The sequence below is a fragment of the Leifsonia psychrotolerans genome, assembly GCF_013410665.1.
Lineage (GTDB): Bacteria > Actinomycetota > Actinomycetes > Actinomycetales > Microbacteriaceae > Cryobacterium > Cryobacterium psychrotolerans_A.
In genome coordinates this window covers 607276-621903 of record NZ_JACCFM010000001.1, presented here as the reverse complement: position 1 = coordinate 621903, position 14628 = coordinate 607276, and the positions used below count along the sequence as shown (strand labels likewise).

General features: G+C 64.2%; 16 protein-coding genes. All 16 read right to left on the bottom strand.

All coding sequences use genetic code 11. The features are described 5' to 3' along the window. Nucleotides 1-662 precede the first annotated feature (662 nt). Nucleotides 663-1574, bottom strand: coding sequence for a hypothetical protein (locus HNR05_RS02785; RefSeq protein WP_179577641.1), 912 nt, complete (start codon nt 1572-1574; stop codon nt 663-665). A gap of 25 nt (nt 1575-1599) precedes the next feature. Further along, the gene (locus tag HNR05_RS02780; protein ID WP_246318475.1) at nt 1600-3600 is read right to left on the bottom strand and encodes a flagellar biosynthesis protein FlhA; all 2001 of its coding nucleotides are present in this window, start codon (nt 3598-3600) and stop codon (nt 1600-1602) included. A gap of 53 nt (nt 3601-3653) precedes the next feature. Next, on the bottom strand, nt 3654-4751 hold the full coding sequence (locus HNR05_RS02775) for an EscU/YscU/HrcU family type III secretion system export apparatus switch protein (protein ID WP_179577639.1): 1098 nt from the start codon (nt 4749-4751) through the stop codon (nt 3654-3656). Next, entirely contained in the window at nt 4752-5510 is a 759-nt protein-coding gene (locus HNR05_RS02770; protein ID WP_179577638.1) for a flagellar biosynthetic protein FliR, read from the bottom strand. Nucleotides 5511-5512: 2 nt separating this feature from the next. Next, nucleotides 5513-5785: a flagellar biosynthesis protein FliQ gene (fliQ, locus tag HNR05_RS02765; protein ID WP_179577637.1), complete on the bottom strand. Its 273-nt coding sequence runs from the start codon at nt 5783-5785 to the stop codon at nt 5513-5515. Beyond that, complete coding sequence (gene fliP / locus HNR05_RS02760; protein WP_246318335.1) at nt 5785-6615, bottom strand: flagellar type III secretion system pore protein FliP; 831 nt, start codon at nt 6613-6615, stop codon at nt 5785-5787. The genes fliQ and fliP overlap by 1 nt, the downstream gene beginning before the upstream one ends. A gap of 29 nt (nt 6616-6644) precedes the next feature. After that, nucleotides 6645-7106 (bottom strand): flagellar biosynthetic protein FliO, encoded by a 462-nt coding sequence (locus HNR05_RS02755; protein ID WP_179577636.1) that lies wholly within the window; start codon nt 7104-7106, stop codon nt 6645-6647. Then, nucleotides 7106-7804: a flagellar motor switch protein FliN gene (fliN, locus tag HNR05_RS02750; RefSeq protein ID WP_179577635.1), complete on the bottom strand. Its 699-nt coding sequence runs from the start codon at nt 7802-7804 to the stop codon at nt 7106-7108. The genes HNR05_RS02755 and fliN overlap by 1 nt, the downstream gene beginning before the upstream one ends. Nucleotides 7805-7806: 2 nt before the next feature. After that, nucleotides 7807-8709: a flagellar motor switch protein FliM gene (locus HNR05_RS02745; RefSeq protein ID WP_179577634.1), complete on the bottom strand. Its 903-nt coding sequence runs from the start codon at nt 8707-8709 to the stop codon at nt 7807-7809. A gap of 76 nt (nt 8710-8785) precedes the next feature. Beyond that, complete coding sequence (locus HNR05_RS02740) at nt 8786-9586, bottom strand: flagellar motor protein MotB (RefSeq protein WP_179577633.1); 801 nt, start codon at nt 9584-9586, stop codon at nt 8786-8788. Continuing rightward, nucleotides 9583-10404 (bottom strand): motility protein A, encoded by an 822-nt coding sequence (locus HNR05_RS02735; protein WP_179577632.1) that lies wholly within the window; start codon nt 10402-10404, stop codon nt 9583-9585. Before HNR05_RS02735 ends, HNR05_RS02740 begins: the two co-directional genes overlap by 4 nt. Continuing rightward, complete coding sequence (locus tag HNR05_RS02730) at nt 10404-10685, bottom strand: flagellar FlbD family protein (protein WP_179577631.1); 282 nt, start codon at nt 10683-10685, stop codon at nt 10404-10406. The genes HNR05_RS02735 and HNR05_RS02730 overlap by 1 nt, the downstream gene beginning before the upstream one ends. 211 nt (nt 10686-10896) lie before the next feature. Next, nucleotides 10897-12057 carry a flagellar basal-body rod protein FlgF gene (flgF, locus tag HNR05_RS02725; RefSeq protein ID WP_179577630.1) on the bottom strand — a complete coding sequence of 387 codons (1161 nt, stop codon included), beginning with the start codon at nt 12055-12057 and terminating at the stop codon, nt 10897-10899. Nucleotides 12058-12112: 55 nt separating this feature from the next. Next, nucleotides 12113-12559 carry a flagellar hook capping FlgD N-terminal domain-containing protein gene (locus HNR05_RS02720; RefSeq protein ID WP_179577629.1) on the bottom strand — a complete coding sequence of 149 codons (447 nt, stop codon included), beginning with the start codon at nt 12557-12559 and terminating at the stop codon, nt 12113-12115. A 15-nt stretch (nt 12560-12574) separates the two neighbouring features. After that, nucleotides 12575-13912, bottom strand: coding sequence for a flagellar hook-length control protein FliK (locus HNR05_RS02715; protein WP_179577628.1), 1338 nt, complete (start codon nt 13910-13912; stop codon nt 12575-12577). Further along, on the bottom strand, nt 13909-14628 hold the full coding sequence (locus HNR05_RS02710; protein WP_179577627.1) for a C40 family peptidase: 720 nt from the start codon (nt 14626-14628) through the stop codon (nt 13909-13911). The genes HNR05_RS02715 and HNR05_RS02710 overlap by 4 nt, the downstream gene beginning before the upstream one ends.

The window sequence follows — 14628 nt, the reverse complement described above, 5'->3', positions numbered from 1 at the left end:
CGAGAGGGGTGCGGGTCGATCGCCGAAGCGTCGGTCGAGCGTGTCGAGACCGCGCTCCCCTGTCTCGAGGGAAGCTCGCGGGATCTCGACGGGATCGATCAACGGAAGGGACCGAGCGACGAGAGGGGTGCGGGTCGATCGCCGAAGCGTCGGTCGAGCGTGTCGAGACCGCGCTCCCCGGTCTCGAGGGTGGCTCGCGGGATCTCGACAGGCTCGATCAACGGTGTGGGCTCGATCAGCGGTGTGGGCTCGATCAGCGGAGCGGGCTGGATCTGCGGAAGGGGTGCGAGGTCGGTCAGTGACCGTGGGTCGAGCGTGTCGAGACCGCGCTCCCCGGTCTCGAGGGAGGCTCGCGGGATCTCGACGAGCTCGATAAACGAAAGGGTGCGGACTCGAGGGAGGCCCGCGGGATCTCGACGAGCTCGATCAACGAAAGGGTGCGGACTCGAGGGAGGCCCGCGGGATCTCGACGAGCTCGATCAACGAAAGGGTGCGGACTCGAGGGAGGCCCGTGGGATCTCGACGAGCTCGATCAACGAAAGGGTGCGGACTCGAGGGAGGCCCGCGGGATCTCGACGAGCTCGATCAACGGAGGGGTCGATCAACGGAGGGGGCTCGATCAACGGAAGGGGTCAATCAGAGTCGATCGACGGCCCCGGTTGTTAAGGGCGGAGGAGACGCCCGTCCGCCCAGGCCACTGGTGCGCCCAGCTGAGAGACGGTTTCTGGCGTCGTCGTCATGGCCAAGCCGAGCACAGCGACAGCATCGATTCCGCCCGAAGCCGCGACGATCGACACCCACGCCTGCGTGTCTTCATGTTTTCGTCCGGCGTCCACAACCACCCAGACCTGGTCGGCCTCGAGCGCGGCGATATCGGCGCCCCAATCGGCGCCAGGCTCGATGCCGTACGCCACGAAGCCGCTCCGCTCCGAGCGCACTGCTTCGGCGCGGGCGCGGAGCGCGGTGCGTCGATCGGTGACTGCCAGCACGTTATCCAGCACGATCGATCCACCGACGCAGACCGCAGCCGGCCCCGCGCGACCCGCCAGGGAATGCGCGACCCGCAACGAGTCCGTGCGAAGACCAATGATCAGAACAAGGTCGCCGATGCCGTTCTTCACCGCAGGAATCGGAGCGGGCACGGGCAGCCGCGGCATCGCCGGAAACCCGACGGGGAACGTGGCAGAGGATGCGACAGTGCCTGCTGGGCCGCCTAACTGCTCGGCGACAGTCGCCGCGAGCGGCGCGGGGTCGAGCGGCGCGGGTTCGACCGGCGCGGGTCCGACAAGATCGTTCAGCCCGTCGTACAACGCATCGAAGTCGGCTGAGCTCGTCGACAGCACAGGCTTCGGCACCCCCGTGCCGTGCAGCAGGTCTTCTGCGTCGTCGGCTTCGATCAGAAGCGCAGCGATACCGGCGCGATTCGGCAGGGCCATTCCAACCGTCGGCGTTGCGACGGCCTCTACCTCAACCGTCACCTCGACGAAGTGCTTGGCGAGGAATCCGCCGATACCGCCCTGCGTAATGCGTTCTGCAGCGACGATGCGCGCTGAAGCGCCATGTTCAGCAGCCACGCGCTCTCTCAGCGCAGGCAGGCTGTCACCTCTCAGCTGAAATCGCGTCTTCACGGCGCACCACTCCTACGGTTTCGATCTGGATAGTGGCCACGGTCGCCTCGTTGTAGGACAGCACGGGGAGCCCGTTCACCTGAGCGGAGACAAGACGGTGCATGGCCGGACGCAGCGCCGGGGCACACACCAGCACGGCCGAGAAGCCGCGCGATTCGATGCCCGCAACAGCCTCCTTCACCGAATTCATCACTGCTTCGAGGCGGTCGGCGTCCATCAAGATCTGCGAGCCGATCTCCGACGGACGGAGGCCCTCGATCAGCGATTGCTCGAGGAGGGGGTCGATCATGATCACCCGGAGCGTTCCTTCGTCAAGATACGGAGCCGACAGCGCCGGACCGAGCGACTGACGGGCCGCCTCGATGAGGCCTTCCGGGTCGGTCGACACCCTCGCGCGTAACGACAGCGCTTCATAAATGCGCGGGAGATCATTGATCGGCACTTTCTCGGTCAGCAATCCCTGCAACACACGCTGAACCTCGGCGAGGCTGAGCGGGTTCGGCGTGAGTTCGTCGACGGCAGCCGGATTCACCGCCTTCACGCTGTCGGTGAGCACGCGAACGTCTTCCCGGCTGAGCAGGCGAGCCGCATTGTCGGTGATCACCGCGGAAAGATGGGTTACCACGACCGAGACCCGATCGATCACGATCGCTCCGGTCATCTCAGCCGAATGCCGCATCTCGCTGGGAATCCATTTTCCGCTCAAGCCAAAGACGGGTTCTACGGTCGCCTCGCCCGGAAGCCCGTCGAGGAAATCGCCGAGCGCCAACACCTTGCCGGCTGGCGCGATGCCACGTCCGACTTCAACGCCGGCGATGCGCAGCGAGTAGGTCGCCGACGGCAGCTCAAGGTTGTCACGGGTGCGTACCGGCGGAACGACGAACCCGAGATCCAGGGCGATCTTGCGTCGCAGTGCCTTCACCCGGGCAAGCAGATCGTCGCTCGCGTCAGAAACGATGTCGACAAGGTCGGGCGCCAGCAAGATTTCAAGAGCATGCACCCGCATCCCCTCAATGATGTCGTCGGTGGTTTCAGGCTGCGGAGCGTTCTCGAGGCGTTGTGCGGCCTCGACGGCAGCCTCGGCCTTCGTTTCAGCGATTTTGAGGCGCTGGGCCATAACGATCAGACCGGTGCCGACGACGACGAACGGAACGATCGGCATGCCAGGGATGAAGCCCATCACAATTGCGGCGCCACCGGCGATGATCAGCGCGGTACGGGACTGACCGAGCTGCTTCGACGCCGTCGTACCCATGTCTTCCTCGGCGTTCGACCGGGTGACGATCATGCCCGTCGAGACGGCCATCAGGAGGGCAGGAATCTGCGTCACCAGTCCGTCACCGATCGTGAGCAGCGTGTAGGTGTTGACGGCGTCGCCGAGTTCCATCCCCCGCTGCACCATGCCGATGGTGATGCCACCGATGATGTTGATGATGATGATGATGATTCCGGCGATCGCGTCACCCTTGACGAACTTCGACGCACCATCCATTGCGCCATAGAAGTCGGCTTCGGCCGAGACCTCGGCGCGACGCGTTCGGGCCTGGGCGTCGGTGATCAGCCCGGCATTCAGGTCCGCATCGATGGCCATCTGCTTACCCGGCATGGCGTCGAGGGTGAACCGAGCGCCCACCTCGGCGACACGTTCGGCACCCTTCGTCACGACAACGAACTGAATCACGATGAGAATCAAGAAGACCACGGCGCCGATGACGATGGATCCACCGACCGCGACCTCGCCGAAGGCAGCGATCACCTGGCCCGCGTATCCGTCACCGAGCACCAGGCGGGTGGAGGCGACGTTCAGGCCGAGCCGGAACAGCGTTGCAACGAGAAGCAGCGACGGAAAGACCGAGAAATCCAGCGGCTTCTTGACGAACATCGTCGTCAGCAGGATCACCAGGGCGAGCACGATGTTCACGATGATCAGAAGGTCGAGAATCGGAGCCGGCGTTGGAACGATGAGCAACATCAGGATGCCGACCACCCCGATGGGCACGGCAATCTTCGACAGGTTGCGGTTCACTAGTTTCCTCCGGGGGTGAGGGCGGGCTGAGTCATGGTGTGGATTCCCGATGAGGCGCCTCGACGAGTCAGTGCGGCGACAAAGGTGAGCACACGGGCAACGGCGTTGTAGAACTCGACCGGAATCTCGGTGCCGACATCGCAGGCGGCGTGCAACGCGCGAGCCAACGGGATATCAGAGACCATCGGCACGTTCTCGGCTGTGGCTTCCTCACGGATGCGTGTGGCGTTATGACCCGAGCCCTTGGCGACGATGCGGGGGGCCGACTTGCCGGGCTCGTACTTCAGTGCAACGGCTACGTGGGTGGGATTGACGATCACAACATCGGCCGTCGCGACGGACGCGATCATTCGGTTGCGGCTCATCGCGAGCTGCCGGGAGCGCCGCTGCGACTTGATCAGGGGATCACCGTCGGAGTTCTTGTTCTCATCGGTGACCTCCTTTTTCGTCATTCGGGTCTGCTTGCGGTTGCGCTTCATCACGACGAACACATCGGCGGCAGCCAGAAGCAGCCCGGCCGCAACGGCCGCAATCATCAGCGCGGTGGCCCCCTCGGAGGCTGCCGCGATGACGGCCGTGATACTCAGGCCGCCCGACGTCATGAGCACCGGCATCAGACCCTGGATCACGGCGTAGAGCACCAGACCCACCACTGCCGTCTTCGCCAACGTCTTCACGCCCTGCCACAACGCCTGGGTGCCGAACACCCGCTTGATCCCCTTCACCGGGTCGAACTGCTCGAATTTGCCGGCGAGTTTTTTAGGGTGGATGCCGCCTTGCGCGGCCGAGCCCACGAAAACAGCCACGACGACGGCGGCGAGCATGAGCGACATGGTCGGCACGATCGTCGACAGCCCCTCACCCAGGAGTTCGAGCGCCGTTCCGGTCTGCGGCCTGGCCGCGACCTGGCCGATCGCGAACATCTGGTGGGTTGCCGCTGCGGTTCCTGCCGTGATCGTGGCCGGCAGCATGACCGCCGCGGCCCCCACGCCCAGCCAGGCCGTCACATCCTGCGACTTTTGAAGCTTGCCCTTGCTGCGCACATCCTTCATGCGCTTCTCGGTGGCGTTTTCGGTTCTCTCTTGAGCGTCAGACATCTAGCGCACCCCCAGAATCAGACCGACGGCGTTATCGGTGAGCCGGGCCACCACATCCGGCAAGGCGGCAAAGACGAGCCCGCCGAGAGTCAGGGTGATCATGACCTTCAACGGGAACCCCATGGCGAACGCGTTGAGCGCCGGGGCGACACGAGTGAGCAGCCCCAGGCCGGCATCCGCAAGAAAGAGCACGACGATGAGCGGGCCGGCGATCTGCACCGCCGCCAGAAACATCTGCGAGACCCCGGTGACGATGAGTTGTGCAGGGTGCGCGAGATCGAGGCCGCCTCCGAGCGGAATCACGTCGAAGGTTCGGGTCAGTCCCCCGATGATCAGCAGATACGCACCCGACGACAGCAGAAGTGCCAGCGCGGTCATGTGAAAGAACCGACTGAACTGGGCACCGTTGATCTGTGTTCCCGGGTCGAAGCCCTGCGCCATCTGAAACCCACCGAACATGTCGATGAGGTTTCCAGCCGACTGAACCGCGGAAAAGACGAGCAAGACCAGAAACCCGAGTGCCCCTCCGACGAGCAGCTCCAGAATCAGGGCCCCCACGAAACCGGCGGTGTCGAGCGAGACGTAGTCTGTCGTGATCCGCGGCGAAACCGCCACAGCCAGGCCCAACGCCAGCATCGCCTTTACCCGCGCCGGGATCGCCTTATAGGAAAATGGCGGTGCGATCACGACGAAAGCCGTCATGCGCACGCTGGCCAGCATCACGGCTTCGATCCAGTTCAGGTCAAGGGGAATGTTCACGCTCAGCCGCCCAGCAGCCCAGGAATTTTGTCAAACATCGCGTGGGTGAATGAGACGATCTCCGCGATCATCCAGTGGCCGGTGATCAGCAAGGCCAGCGAGACGGCGATGGCCTTCGGAACGAACGAGAGCGTCACCTCCTGAATCTGGGTGATCGACTGGAACAGGGAGATCGCGAAGCCCACGACGAGCGCCGTGATCAACACGGGCGCTGCCAACTTTGCGGCAACGACGAGCGCCTGCAAACCGATGTCGAGTACTGCGTTGCTGTCCATTAGTTGTAACTCTCGATCAGCGACGTGATGATCATGGCCCACCCGTCAACGAGGATGAACAGCAGGATCTTGAACGGAAGCGAGATCATCACCGGCGGCAGCATCATCATTCCCATCGACATGAGTGCGGCCGAGACCACCAGGTCGATGACGAGGAATGGGATGAAGATCACGAAACCGATGATGAACGCGGCACGGAGTTCGGAGATCATGAACGCCGGGATCAGCGTGATCATGTCGACGGATTCCGGGCTCGCCGGGTTCGCGGCTCCGCCCGCCCGCAGCATCAGTGCAAGATCCTGCTCCCGCGTGAAGTGCAACATCCAGGTGCGCAACGGCTCGGAACCGGCGGCGAGGGCGTCATCGAAACTGGCTGTTCCGGCGAGATAGGGCCGCACACCGAGTGTGTTCACCTCGGTCAGTACCGGCCACATGATGAACAGGGTGAGAAACAGGGCCAGCCCGGCGAGTACCTGATTGGGTGGGATCGAGGGGAGCGCGAGGGCATTTCGGGCCATCGCCAGCACCACGAAGATTTTGGTGAACGACGTCATCATCAACAGAAGCGCCGGCGCCACCGACAGCAGCGTGATTCCGATCAGGGTGACAATGGCCGACGACGGCGTTCCATCCGGGCCATTGATATCGATCGAGACACCACCGCCACCGCCGGGGGTCGCGGGTCCCCCCGGACCGACGGGCTCACCCGGGTCACCGGGAACGGCGTGGCTGGGCGTTGTCTGCAGGAGCAGAATCGCGGCGGCAATGATCGCTGCCACGGAAAGCATCGCAGCCCAGCGCCACACCGTTGCCGACCGCGGCGCGTGCATCCTGGGCAGTGAAGCCCTGGAGAATGACACTATTTCAGTCCTTGCCTCAGCGCGGCGAAGGAGAGCTTCCATGTCTCAGCCGAAAGAATTGATCCGCGGAGCATTCCTTGCGATGCGGGTGGGGTGAGCGAGTGTTTGGGTCCTGCAGGGTTGATGTCGACCGGCACGGAGTCCGCCTGCGGGTCCGCGGCCTCCGGCAGGTCGAACCCGGCCATGGCAAAGGCGAACTCATCGGCGGCGATACTGCTTTCACGCTGATACAGCACGTTGACCGCCTGCTCGGTCACGCCCAGCACGAATCGTTGCCCCTCGGCCTCGATGATCACCACGGATGCCTTTTGGGCGAGTCCCTGACGGCTGATCACCGTGATCGGGTTGGCTACTTTTGCGGCGCGGCTGCCACTGGTCAGCCGCTTATGGGCAAACCAGATGACAGCCAGAACGGCGGCGAGCGAGAGCAGAACTCGCAGCGCAAGAAACAGAGTGTCCACTACGCCAGACTGTCCGGAACATCCATGATCTTGGTGACCCGCACGGCGTAATCCTGGTCAACCACGACGACCTCGCCGTGAGCAATCAGACGACCATTGAGCAGGATGTCAGCGGGGGCTCCTGCCGACCGGTCCAACTCGACCACTGCACCCGGTTCCAGACCCAGCACCTCGCGCACCGACATCCGCGTGCGTCCGATCTCAACCGTGAGAGACATTTCGACGTTGTTGATACGTCCCAACTTGCCCGCGACCGGTTCGTTCGAGACCAACGCACCGGAGGTGCTGTTGTCACGCAGACGAATGGCGAACCAGCCCACGGTGTTCGCACCGTCGCTGAGGGAGTACACCTGGGCCGCAGCGTCGTTGAACAGGTCGGTCGCGTTATCAATGCGGGCGGTGCCGAGCACACCGTGACCCAGCGTGCCGGCCGCGGCTTCCAGAGCCGGCCGCAGAATGTCCGTCACGGCCACAGCGGTCGAACCTTCGGCCAGCGCGACACCGAGCGAATCGGTGTCGAGGAGCGCAATGGCCAGATCGGCGGACTGTGAGCCGACGACGGTGGCCTGCACGGACTGCGAAACCTCCTCGCCCAGCCGAGGTCCCGAGGTGCGCGGCGCGGCAACCAGCACCGAGGCGTTCGGGATGAGTGCGGCCAGCGCAGCGGCAGCGTCTGCGTGCAGGGTGGTCGTTGGCATGATCAGTTGTTCTCCTGAATTTCAGTGATGACGCAGGCCATCCGCGAGCCGGTGGCTCCGACGGCGGCATACGCGAGGGTGTGGCCGTCCACGGCGACATCCAGCGGCTTATGTCCGGCATGCCCGAGTGGAATGAGATCGCCCACGGCCAAGGCCAGGATGTCGGCCGCCCACACGCGCTTGCCCGGAAATTGCACGGCGACGTCGACGGGCACGTGCGACACCTGATTTTGAATCAGATCCGCAGCATCCGTGGCGTTGATCACCGGGTTGGCAGCGCCCAATTGGCGCAGCAGCACGTCGGCGGGAATTGCGAGCGTCGCATGTGAGGCACGCTCCCCCACCTGAACGGTGAAACTGGCGACGATCATCAGTTCTGACGTGGCGGCGGCCTGGGCGAACTGGGAGTTGTGGTGAATGCTGTCGACCACGATGTCGGCCGACAGCAGGGGGCCGAACGAGTAGCGCAGATCGTCGATCGCGTCAGCCATGAGCTTGCGCATCATCGACTGTTCGATCTGTGTGAATTTGCGTTCGGTTTCGTTATGCGAGCCGTTGCCGCCGAGCATGTGGCTGAACCAGCCGAGTGCGGTCAAGGTGGGCAGCTGGATGACGGCCTTCGAGTCGTGACCGGCGAGGGCGAGCAGCACCATCGCCGTCGTGCTGGGCAAGGATGCCGCGTACTCGTCGTATGTGTGCATCGAGACGAACTCGAAATTGACCTGCGACCGCACACGAACTTTGGCCGTCAGCTGGGTTCCCCACTGACGGGCGAAGGTCTCAAAAGCCAGCTCAAGCACGCGGGAGTGTTCACGGGCGAGCGTCGTCGGACGCCGAAAGTCGTAAACCTCGGCATCTTTCGCCGTCGACGGCAGGGTTGGCTTCACTTCACTCCGAGTGGTCATCAGATCTCACAATCGACCGGCGACCCCGGTTCGTTAGGTGTAGGCCGCACTCTTTCTGCTCACGCGGACCCCCGCACTACTGTGTGCCGAGCAAGCCGGGAATGAGGGCACGCACTGCATCGGACTGATCCGAGAGAACAACCACGTCGACCCGACGATTCAGTGGACTCTCGTTGGCCGCGGACGGCCGCGCGGAGCCGTAGCCAACCGCAGAAGCACGCTGTTGGGCGAGTCCGCCCTGCTCGACGAAGTAGCGCACAACCTGGGTGGCTCTGCCGCTGGAGAGCTCCCAGTCGGTGGGGTACATGCCCGAACTCCCGATCGGGTCCGCATGTCCTTCGACCGACACTTCGTTCGGGATGCCGGCAATCACCGGTGCCACAATACCGAGCACCGCGAGGGCCTTCTCGGTCATCACCACGCTGTTGCCGCTGAAAAATGTTTCGGCGCCGATCAGACCAACCGTCAAACCCCGCTCGGTGATCGTGAAGTTGACGGCATCCGCCAAACCCTGAGTCGTCAGGCCGGCCGAGATCTGATCGCGTACCGCCGTCAGATCCTCGATCTCTTTCACGGCAAGATCGGCGTTCGCGTTGTACACCGTGTTCTCGTACAGCGACCCTTCCTTGCCGATGTCCTCGGCCCGAACCACGATTCCCTCTGCCGTGTCAACGGTCTCGCCCGCCTCGGTGCCAAAGCCCGTCGCCAGTGACGCCCGCAGCTTCTCGAATTTTGCCGCATCCACGGTTGACATGGCATAGAGAACGATGAACATGCACAGCAGCACCGTGACCATATCCATGTATGAGGCCATCCAACGCTCGTCGTTGTGCACCTCTTCGTTGTCGACGCCGCGACGCCGCCGCGGGGCGCTCACGCTGCCTCGCTGTCAAACAGGTCTTCCATCTTGGTGGACTTCTGCTCGGCCTTCTGCTCGGCCTTCGACAGCTTTCGCTTCGGCACCATGGCGCTGAGGCGCTCCCCCAGCAGACGAGGCTGGCTCCCGGACTGAATGGCCAGAACGCCCTCAAGGATGAGATTCATGCGCTCGGTTTCGAGTTCGGCGAGACGGTTCAACCGGTCACCGATCGGCAACCAAATGAAGTTGGCCGAAAGCAGGCCCCAGAGGGTTGCGACGAACGCCGTGGCGATCGACGGCCCGAGCGTGCTGGGGTTGTCGAGGTTTTCGAGAACGTGCGTGAGTGACACCACGGTTCCGATAATGCCCACCGTCGGCGCGTAGCCACCGAGCGCTTTGAAGAACTTTCCGGCTCCGCGATTTACCTTGGAGGTGGTGATCACTTCGTCTTCGAGCAGCGTGCGCAACTCTTCGCCATCTGTGCCGTCTGCAATGTTTTGCAGGGCATCTCGGAGGTAGGGATCCTTGACGTTTGCGGCTTCCTGTTCGAGGGCGAGAAGACCGTTCTTCCGTGCTGTCTCGGCCAGGTGCACCATCTGGTCAATCACCTGTTTGGGCTTCTCGACCTTGCCGCGGAACGCACGCGGCAACGCCGTGAAGGCCGAGACGGTGTCGGTCAGCGTCGAGCCGGCGATGCCGACAGCGATTGTCGCACCGAAGACCAGAATCATGGGCGGCGGAAGCAGAATGGAGGTGACGTGGGCACCCTCCATGGTGATCATCGCAAAGAGGGATCCGAAGGCCAGAAGGAGGCCGATTATGGTTGCGGGATCCATCAGTTCTTCCTCGGTTCGCGCGGTTCCCAGGGCTGCTCGTCCGGAACGGCTTCCAGATGACGGATGCCGTGGATCGGATAATCGGCTGGCCGACTGGCCAGCTGAATCACGCGAGCGCGATATGCCGCAATCTTGTCGATCACCTCGCTCATCGTCTCGGTCACGATGAATGTCGTGCCGTCGACGAGCACAAGGGTGGTGTCTGGATTCTCGTGAATCCGCTCAACGAGGTCGGGATTGACCGCGAAGTGGCTCTGGTTCAGCCGGGTGACTACGATCATTCTGTCCTCGTGATGTCGATGAAGTGAAGCCGTCGATCATACTGTCGGCTATCCTTCGGGATTCGTCAGGAGCCCAACGAATTTTGTGTCCACACATATGCCGACACGGGTGCAGGGCGACTACTTTGACTCCCTCCCGCCCCCCATGTGAGGGGTTAAACGCGTCAGGGCGGCCCGAGAATCTCGGAACCGCCCTCACCCTCTGTCGTTCTTAACGCTTCAGGTTCGTCAGCTCCTGCAGTACCTCGTCGGAGGTGGTGATGATGCGGGCGTTGGCCTGGAAACCGCGCTGAGCCACGATGAGGTTCGTGAATTCCTGGGACAGGTCGACATTCGACATCTCGAGGTAACCGTTGGTCATTCCACCGAAGCCGGGGTCACCCGCCGCCCCCAGCACGGCATTGCCCGAGCTCACACTGACGCGGTACGTGGAGCCGCCGGCCTTCTCGAGTCCACCCGGATTTGCGAAGGTCGCGAGTGCGATCTGGGCGATCGAGCGGGTCTCGCCGTTGCTGAACGTGCCGAGCACAGTGCCGTCCGACGCGATGGAGTACGACGTGAGGGTTCCCGCCGCGGCACCGTTCTGGCTGTTCACCGCGATGGTCGTCAGGTTTGCGGAGCCGGTGACCGCCGACATGTCAACGGAGATGCCGCCCACGGGGAACGTCGAGGGGCCGGTCAGAACTCCGCCGGTGAATGTGAGCGCACCGGCCGTGGTCGTGCCGTCGCTGACATCCCAACCCGCAACGGTTTTCGTGAAGGTCAACGCCAGCGTCGTCTTGTTGCCGGTCGCGTCATACACGTCGATGTCGCGAGCCAAAACGGTGCCGGTGACGGCATCGCCGGGAAGGTTTCCGCCCACGACCGCCGAGGTCGTCGTCTTGGCCGGAACCGTGGCCTGCAGCGGCAGGGTGATCGGGCCGACGGCCGCACCGACGGGAATCTGCCCGTTGACCGCCGCGCGGCCCTGCACGAACGAACCGTCAGCAGTGACGAGACGGCCCAGCGAGTCGAAGTCGAAGGCGCCATTACGGGTGTAGCGGGTCTCGCCGCCCGACTGCACCAGGAAGAACCCGTCGCCGGCAATCATCAGGTCAGTCGGCTTTCCCGTGGCCTGAGCCGAGCCCTGGGCGAAGTTGGTCGAGACCGCAGCGACCTGCACGCCAAGCCCGACCTGAGCCGGGTTGGTGCCTCCGACCTGATTCCCGGCGCCACTGCCGTTCTTCACGACTTGGGAGAGCGTGTCCTGAAATTGCACGGCTGACGACTTGAAGCCGACGGTGTTGACGTTGGCGATGTTGTTGCCTGTGACGTCGAGCATGGTCTGGTGCGAACGGAGTCCGGAGATGCCGGAGTAGAGCGAGCGGAGCATGATGACCCTTCGGTTGGGAGCTGGTGAAGAAGTGGGGAGCTAGTGAAGACGCTGTCTAAGGAGTGGGAACGGGTGCAGGAACGGGCTTGGGAGTCGTGATGCCCGAGATGACGTCGAGCGGCACCTCCACGCCGTCAATCGTGACGAGCGGAACCGCACCCTTGAAGGAGACGGATGTCGCGATGCCGGTGACCTCAGTGCCGTCGGCATCCCGGTAGGTCACCGTGTTGCCGATGAGGTTGGCTGCGGCGGTACGCATCTGAAGACCGAAGTTCTCATCGCTGGTCTTGTTCATCGCCGTCATCTGCTCCATCATGGCCAGCTGAGTGGTCTGGGAGATCATCTCGTTGGTGTCCATGGGCGAGCTCGGATCCTGGTTGCGCAGCTGGGTGACGAGCAGGTGCATGAACACCTCGCTGTCGAGAGTTTGCTTGGCCACATCTGTGGTCGGCCTCGAGTACAGGCTCGTACTCGAACCGGCTGCGACTGCTTCTACGGTCATCTTCGTTCTCTACTTTCAGGCCACGACGTCGAGAGTCGACGTGCTGTGGAGGTTCGGGCGAAGCACTGCTGGCTGCGCGGTGGGCACTCGTGTCGTGGCTGTTTGTTCCTCGGTTTGGACGCCGCCGCGCGTCGGGGTCTCCCCCGCGTCCGGTTCGCTCTGCCCCGAAAGATCCAGGTTTGCGTTGAGCCCCATCGCGGCCACGTCGCGCCGCAGATCGGTCATGATCTGCCTGAGGGAATCCCGACTGAGTTCGGTTGGCGCGAACAACTCGATCCGGATCTGCTCACCGGCGACGTGCGCGCGTACGGTGACCGGGCCGAGTGTGTCGGGGCTGACCGTGATGGTCAGCGTGTGCTCACCGTCTGCGGCGCCGGCCAGGCTGAACAGTGGCTTCGCCAGCTGTTCGGTGAGCGGCGGAGGCGTTGGTGCTGCGGCCTGCTGCACGGCAGCGGATGCCGACGCGCCCGGGGCCGACACCGGTGCGGTTCCTGGCACTGCCGGCGATACGGCCGCACTGGATTCAGCGGCCCGAGTGGCTCCCTCGGCGGCCGCGGGTGCCGCGGGGGCCGGATCCGAAAGCGACGTCGCCGCGTCCGGCGCAGCGTCGGAATCGGGCGCAGCTTCGGCGTCAGGCGCAGCGTTCACGTCAGGCGCGCCGTTCACGTCAGGCGCGCCGACGGCGCCCGGCGTTGCCGGCGACGGAACAGTGCCGGTCATCAGACCAGCCACTCCCCCCGGGCTGCCCGTCACCAGCGGCGCCAACCCGGTCGGGGCGGTGCCACCCACCGGTGTTTCAGCGGATGGCGTCGGGGTTGCGGCTCTGCCCGACGACGATTCGGTGCCCTGCTGCACGCGAACGGCGCCGGACATCGCAGTCATCTCGGCCCGCGCGCCGCCCTGAAGCTCAGCCGTGGACAGATCGGTGGCCTCCGTGCTGATCGATGCGCCATCCGTGTCGGCCGCCCCCGTGTCGCCCGCGCTCACACGCACCTCTGCGGAGGTCACGAAACTCGCAAGCGCCGGCATGCCGGCCGACCCGAATGCGCCCGGCGGAATCGGCAACACGGCCGTTGCCGCGGGGTCCGTCGTGCTCTCTGCCGGCGTTTCGGCTTGTGCATCGGCCGGGGTGCCGGTCGGGGTGCCGGTTGGCTTGTCCGTGGCGGTGTCGTCAGCCCGGGTGTCGTCAGCCCGGGTGTCGTCAGCCCGGGCGCCCGATGCCCTGTCGGCCGCGGCCGTGTCGCGGAGTGCCGCGGCGAATCTCTCGGCCCCGGCCGACGCGCTCACCCCGGGTGCAGGCGTGCGAGCGGGCGCCGCAGGGGGCGCCACGAAAGTCGGAATCAACACGGTCATAGTGCACTCCCTGGGGAACGTCCGGCAAACATCGACATCCGGGCAGCGGCGATGAGGTCTGTGATGTTCGGCGACGCGCTCGCGGTGCCGCCCATCGAGGTGATCAGGCTGTTCAGCGTCGCCGCTGAGACGTCAGCGTTCGACGGAAGCATGCGGTTCAGACCGGCCGCGGCGGGCGAGGCCCCAGCGGCCGTCACGCGACGAATCGTCTTGATGTCGGCATCCGTCAGATAGTTCTTTTGTAACGAGACGGTGCGCCCCTCGTAGGGAGCATGGATGATCATGCCGTCACCTGCATAGATCACGATGTGGTCGGCGTTGTGGGTGACGATCAGGTCGCCCGGTTGGGCGTCGGCAAGAGAGCCGACCTCCTCGCCCAGGTGCTGCTGTGTGCTGACCACCCGTGGAGCATCGATGCCGAGGTCGGCGAGCACCCGCTGCACCAGGCCGGAACAGTCCATTCCCGACGCGTCTTCGCCGCCGAAGACATAGGGAACGCCCAGGTATTTTTTGGCCGCCTCAACGATTGCACTCCCGGTCACGCCGGCGGGTGCAGCACCCGGCGCGGCGGTGGCCCCCATGGTCTGTGAAAACGATGCGGCGGTCGAAGCCGATGCACCGGTTCCCACGACGGATCCAGTGCCCACCCTGCTTGAGAGCTGCAGCATCCGGTTTTCGATCTCTCCGATGCGACTCAACGCGTCAGTTATTGCCAT

Bases quoted from the DNA above. Each gene is read 5' to 3' on its own strand.
- HNR05_RS02780 (WP_246318475.1), bottom strand. From the start codon at position 3,600: ATGTTGCTCATCGTTCCAACGCCGGCTCCGATTCTCGACCTTCTGATC.
- HNR05_RS02775 (WP_179577639.1), bottom strand. From the start codon at position 4,751: ATGTCTGACGCTCAAGAGAGAACCGAAAACGCCACCGAGAAGCGCATG.
- fliQ (WP_179577637.1), bottom strand. From the start codon at position 5,785: ATGGACAGCAACGCAGTACTCGACATCGGTTTGCAGGCGCTCGTCGTT.
- fliP (WP_246318335.1), bottom strand. From the start codon at position 6,615: ATGCACGCGCCGCGGTCGGCAACGGTGTGGCGCTGGGCTGCGATGCTT.
- fliN (WP_179577635.1), bottom strand. From the start codon at position 7,804: ATGCCAACGACCACCCTGCACGCAGACGCTGCCGCTGCGCTGGCCGCA.
- HNR05_RS02745 (WP_179577634.1), bottom strand. From the start codon at position 8,709: ATGACCACTCGGAGTGAAGTGAAGCCAACCCTGCCGTCGACGGCGAAA.
- HNR05_RS02735 (WP_179577632.1), bottom strand. From the start codon at position 10,404: ATGGATCCCGCAACCATAATCGGCCTCCTTCTGGCCTTCGGATCCCTC.
- HNR05_RS02730 (WP_179577631.1), bottom strand. From the start codon at position 10,685: ATGATCGTAGTCACCCGGCTGAACCAGAGCCACTTCGCGGTCAATCCC.
- flgF (WP_179577630.1), bottom strand. From the start codon at position 12,057: ATGCTCCGCTCGCTCTACTCCGGCATCTCCGGACTCCGTTCGCACCAG.
- HNR05_RS02720 (WP_179577629.1), bottom strand. From the start codon at position 12,559: ATGACCGTAGAAGCAGTCGCAGCCGGTTCGAGTACGAGCCTGTACTCG.
- HNR05_RS02715 (WP_179577628.1), bottom strand. From the start codon at position 13,912: ATGACCGTGTTGATTCCGACTTTCGTGGCGCCCCCTGCGGCGCCCGCT.
- HNR05_RS02710 (WP_179577627.1), bottom strand. From the start codon at position 14,628: ATGGCAATAACTGACGCGTTGAGTCGCATCGGAGAGATCGAAAACCGG.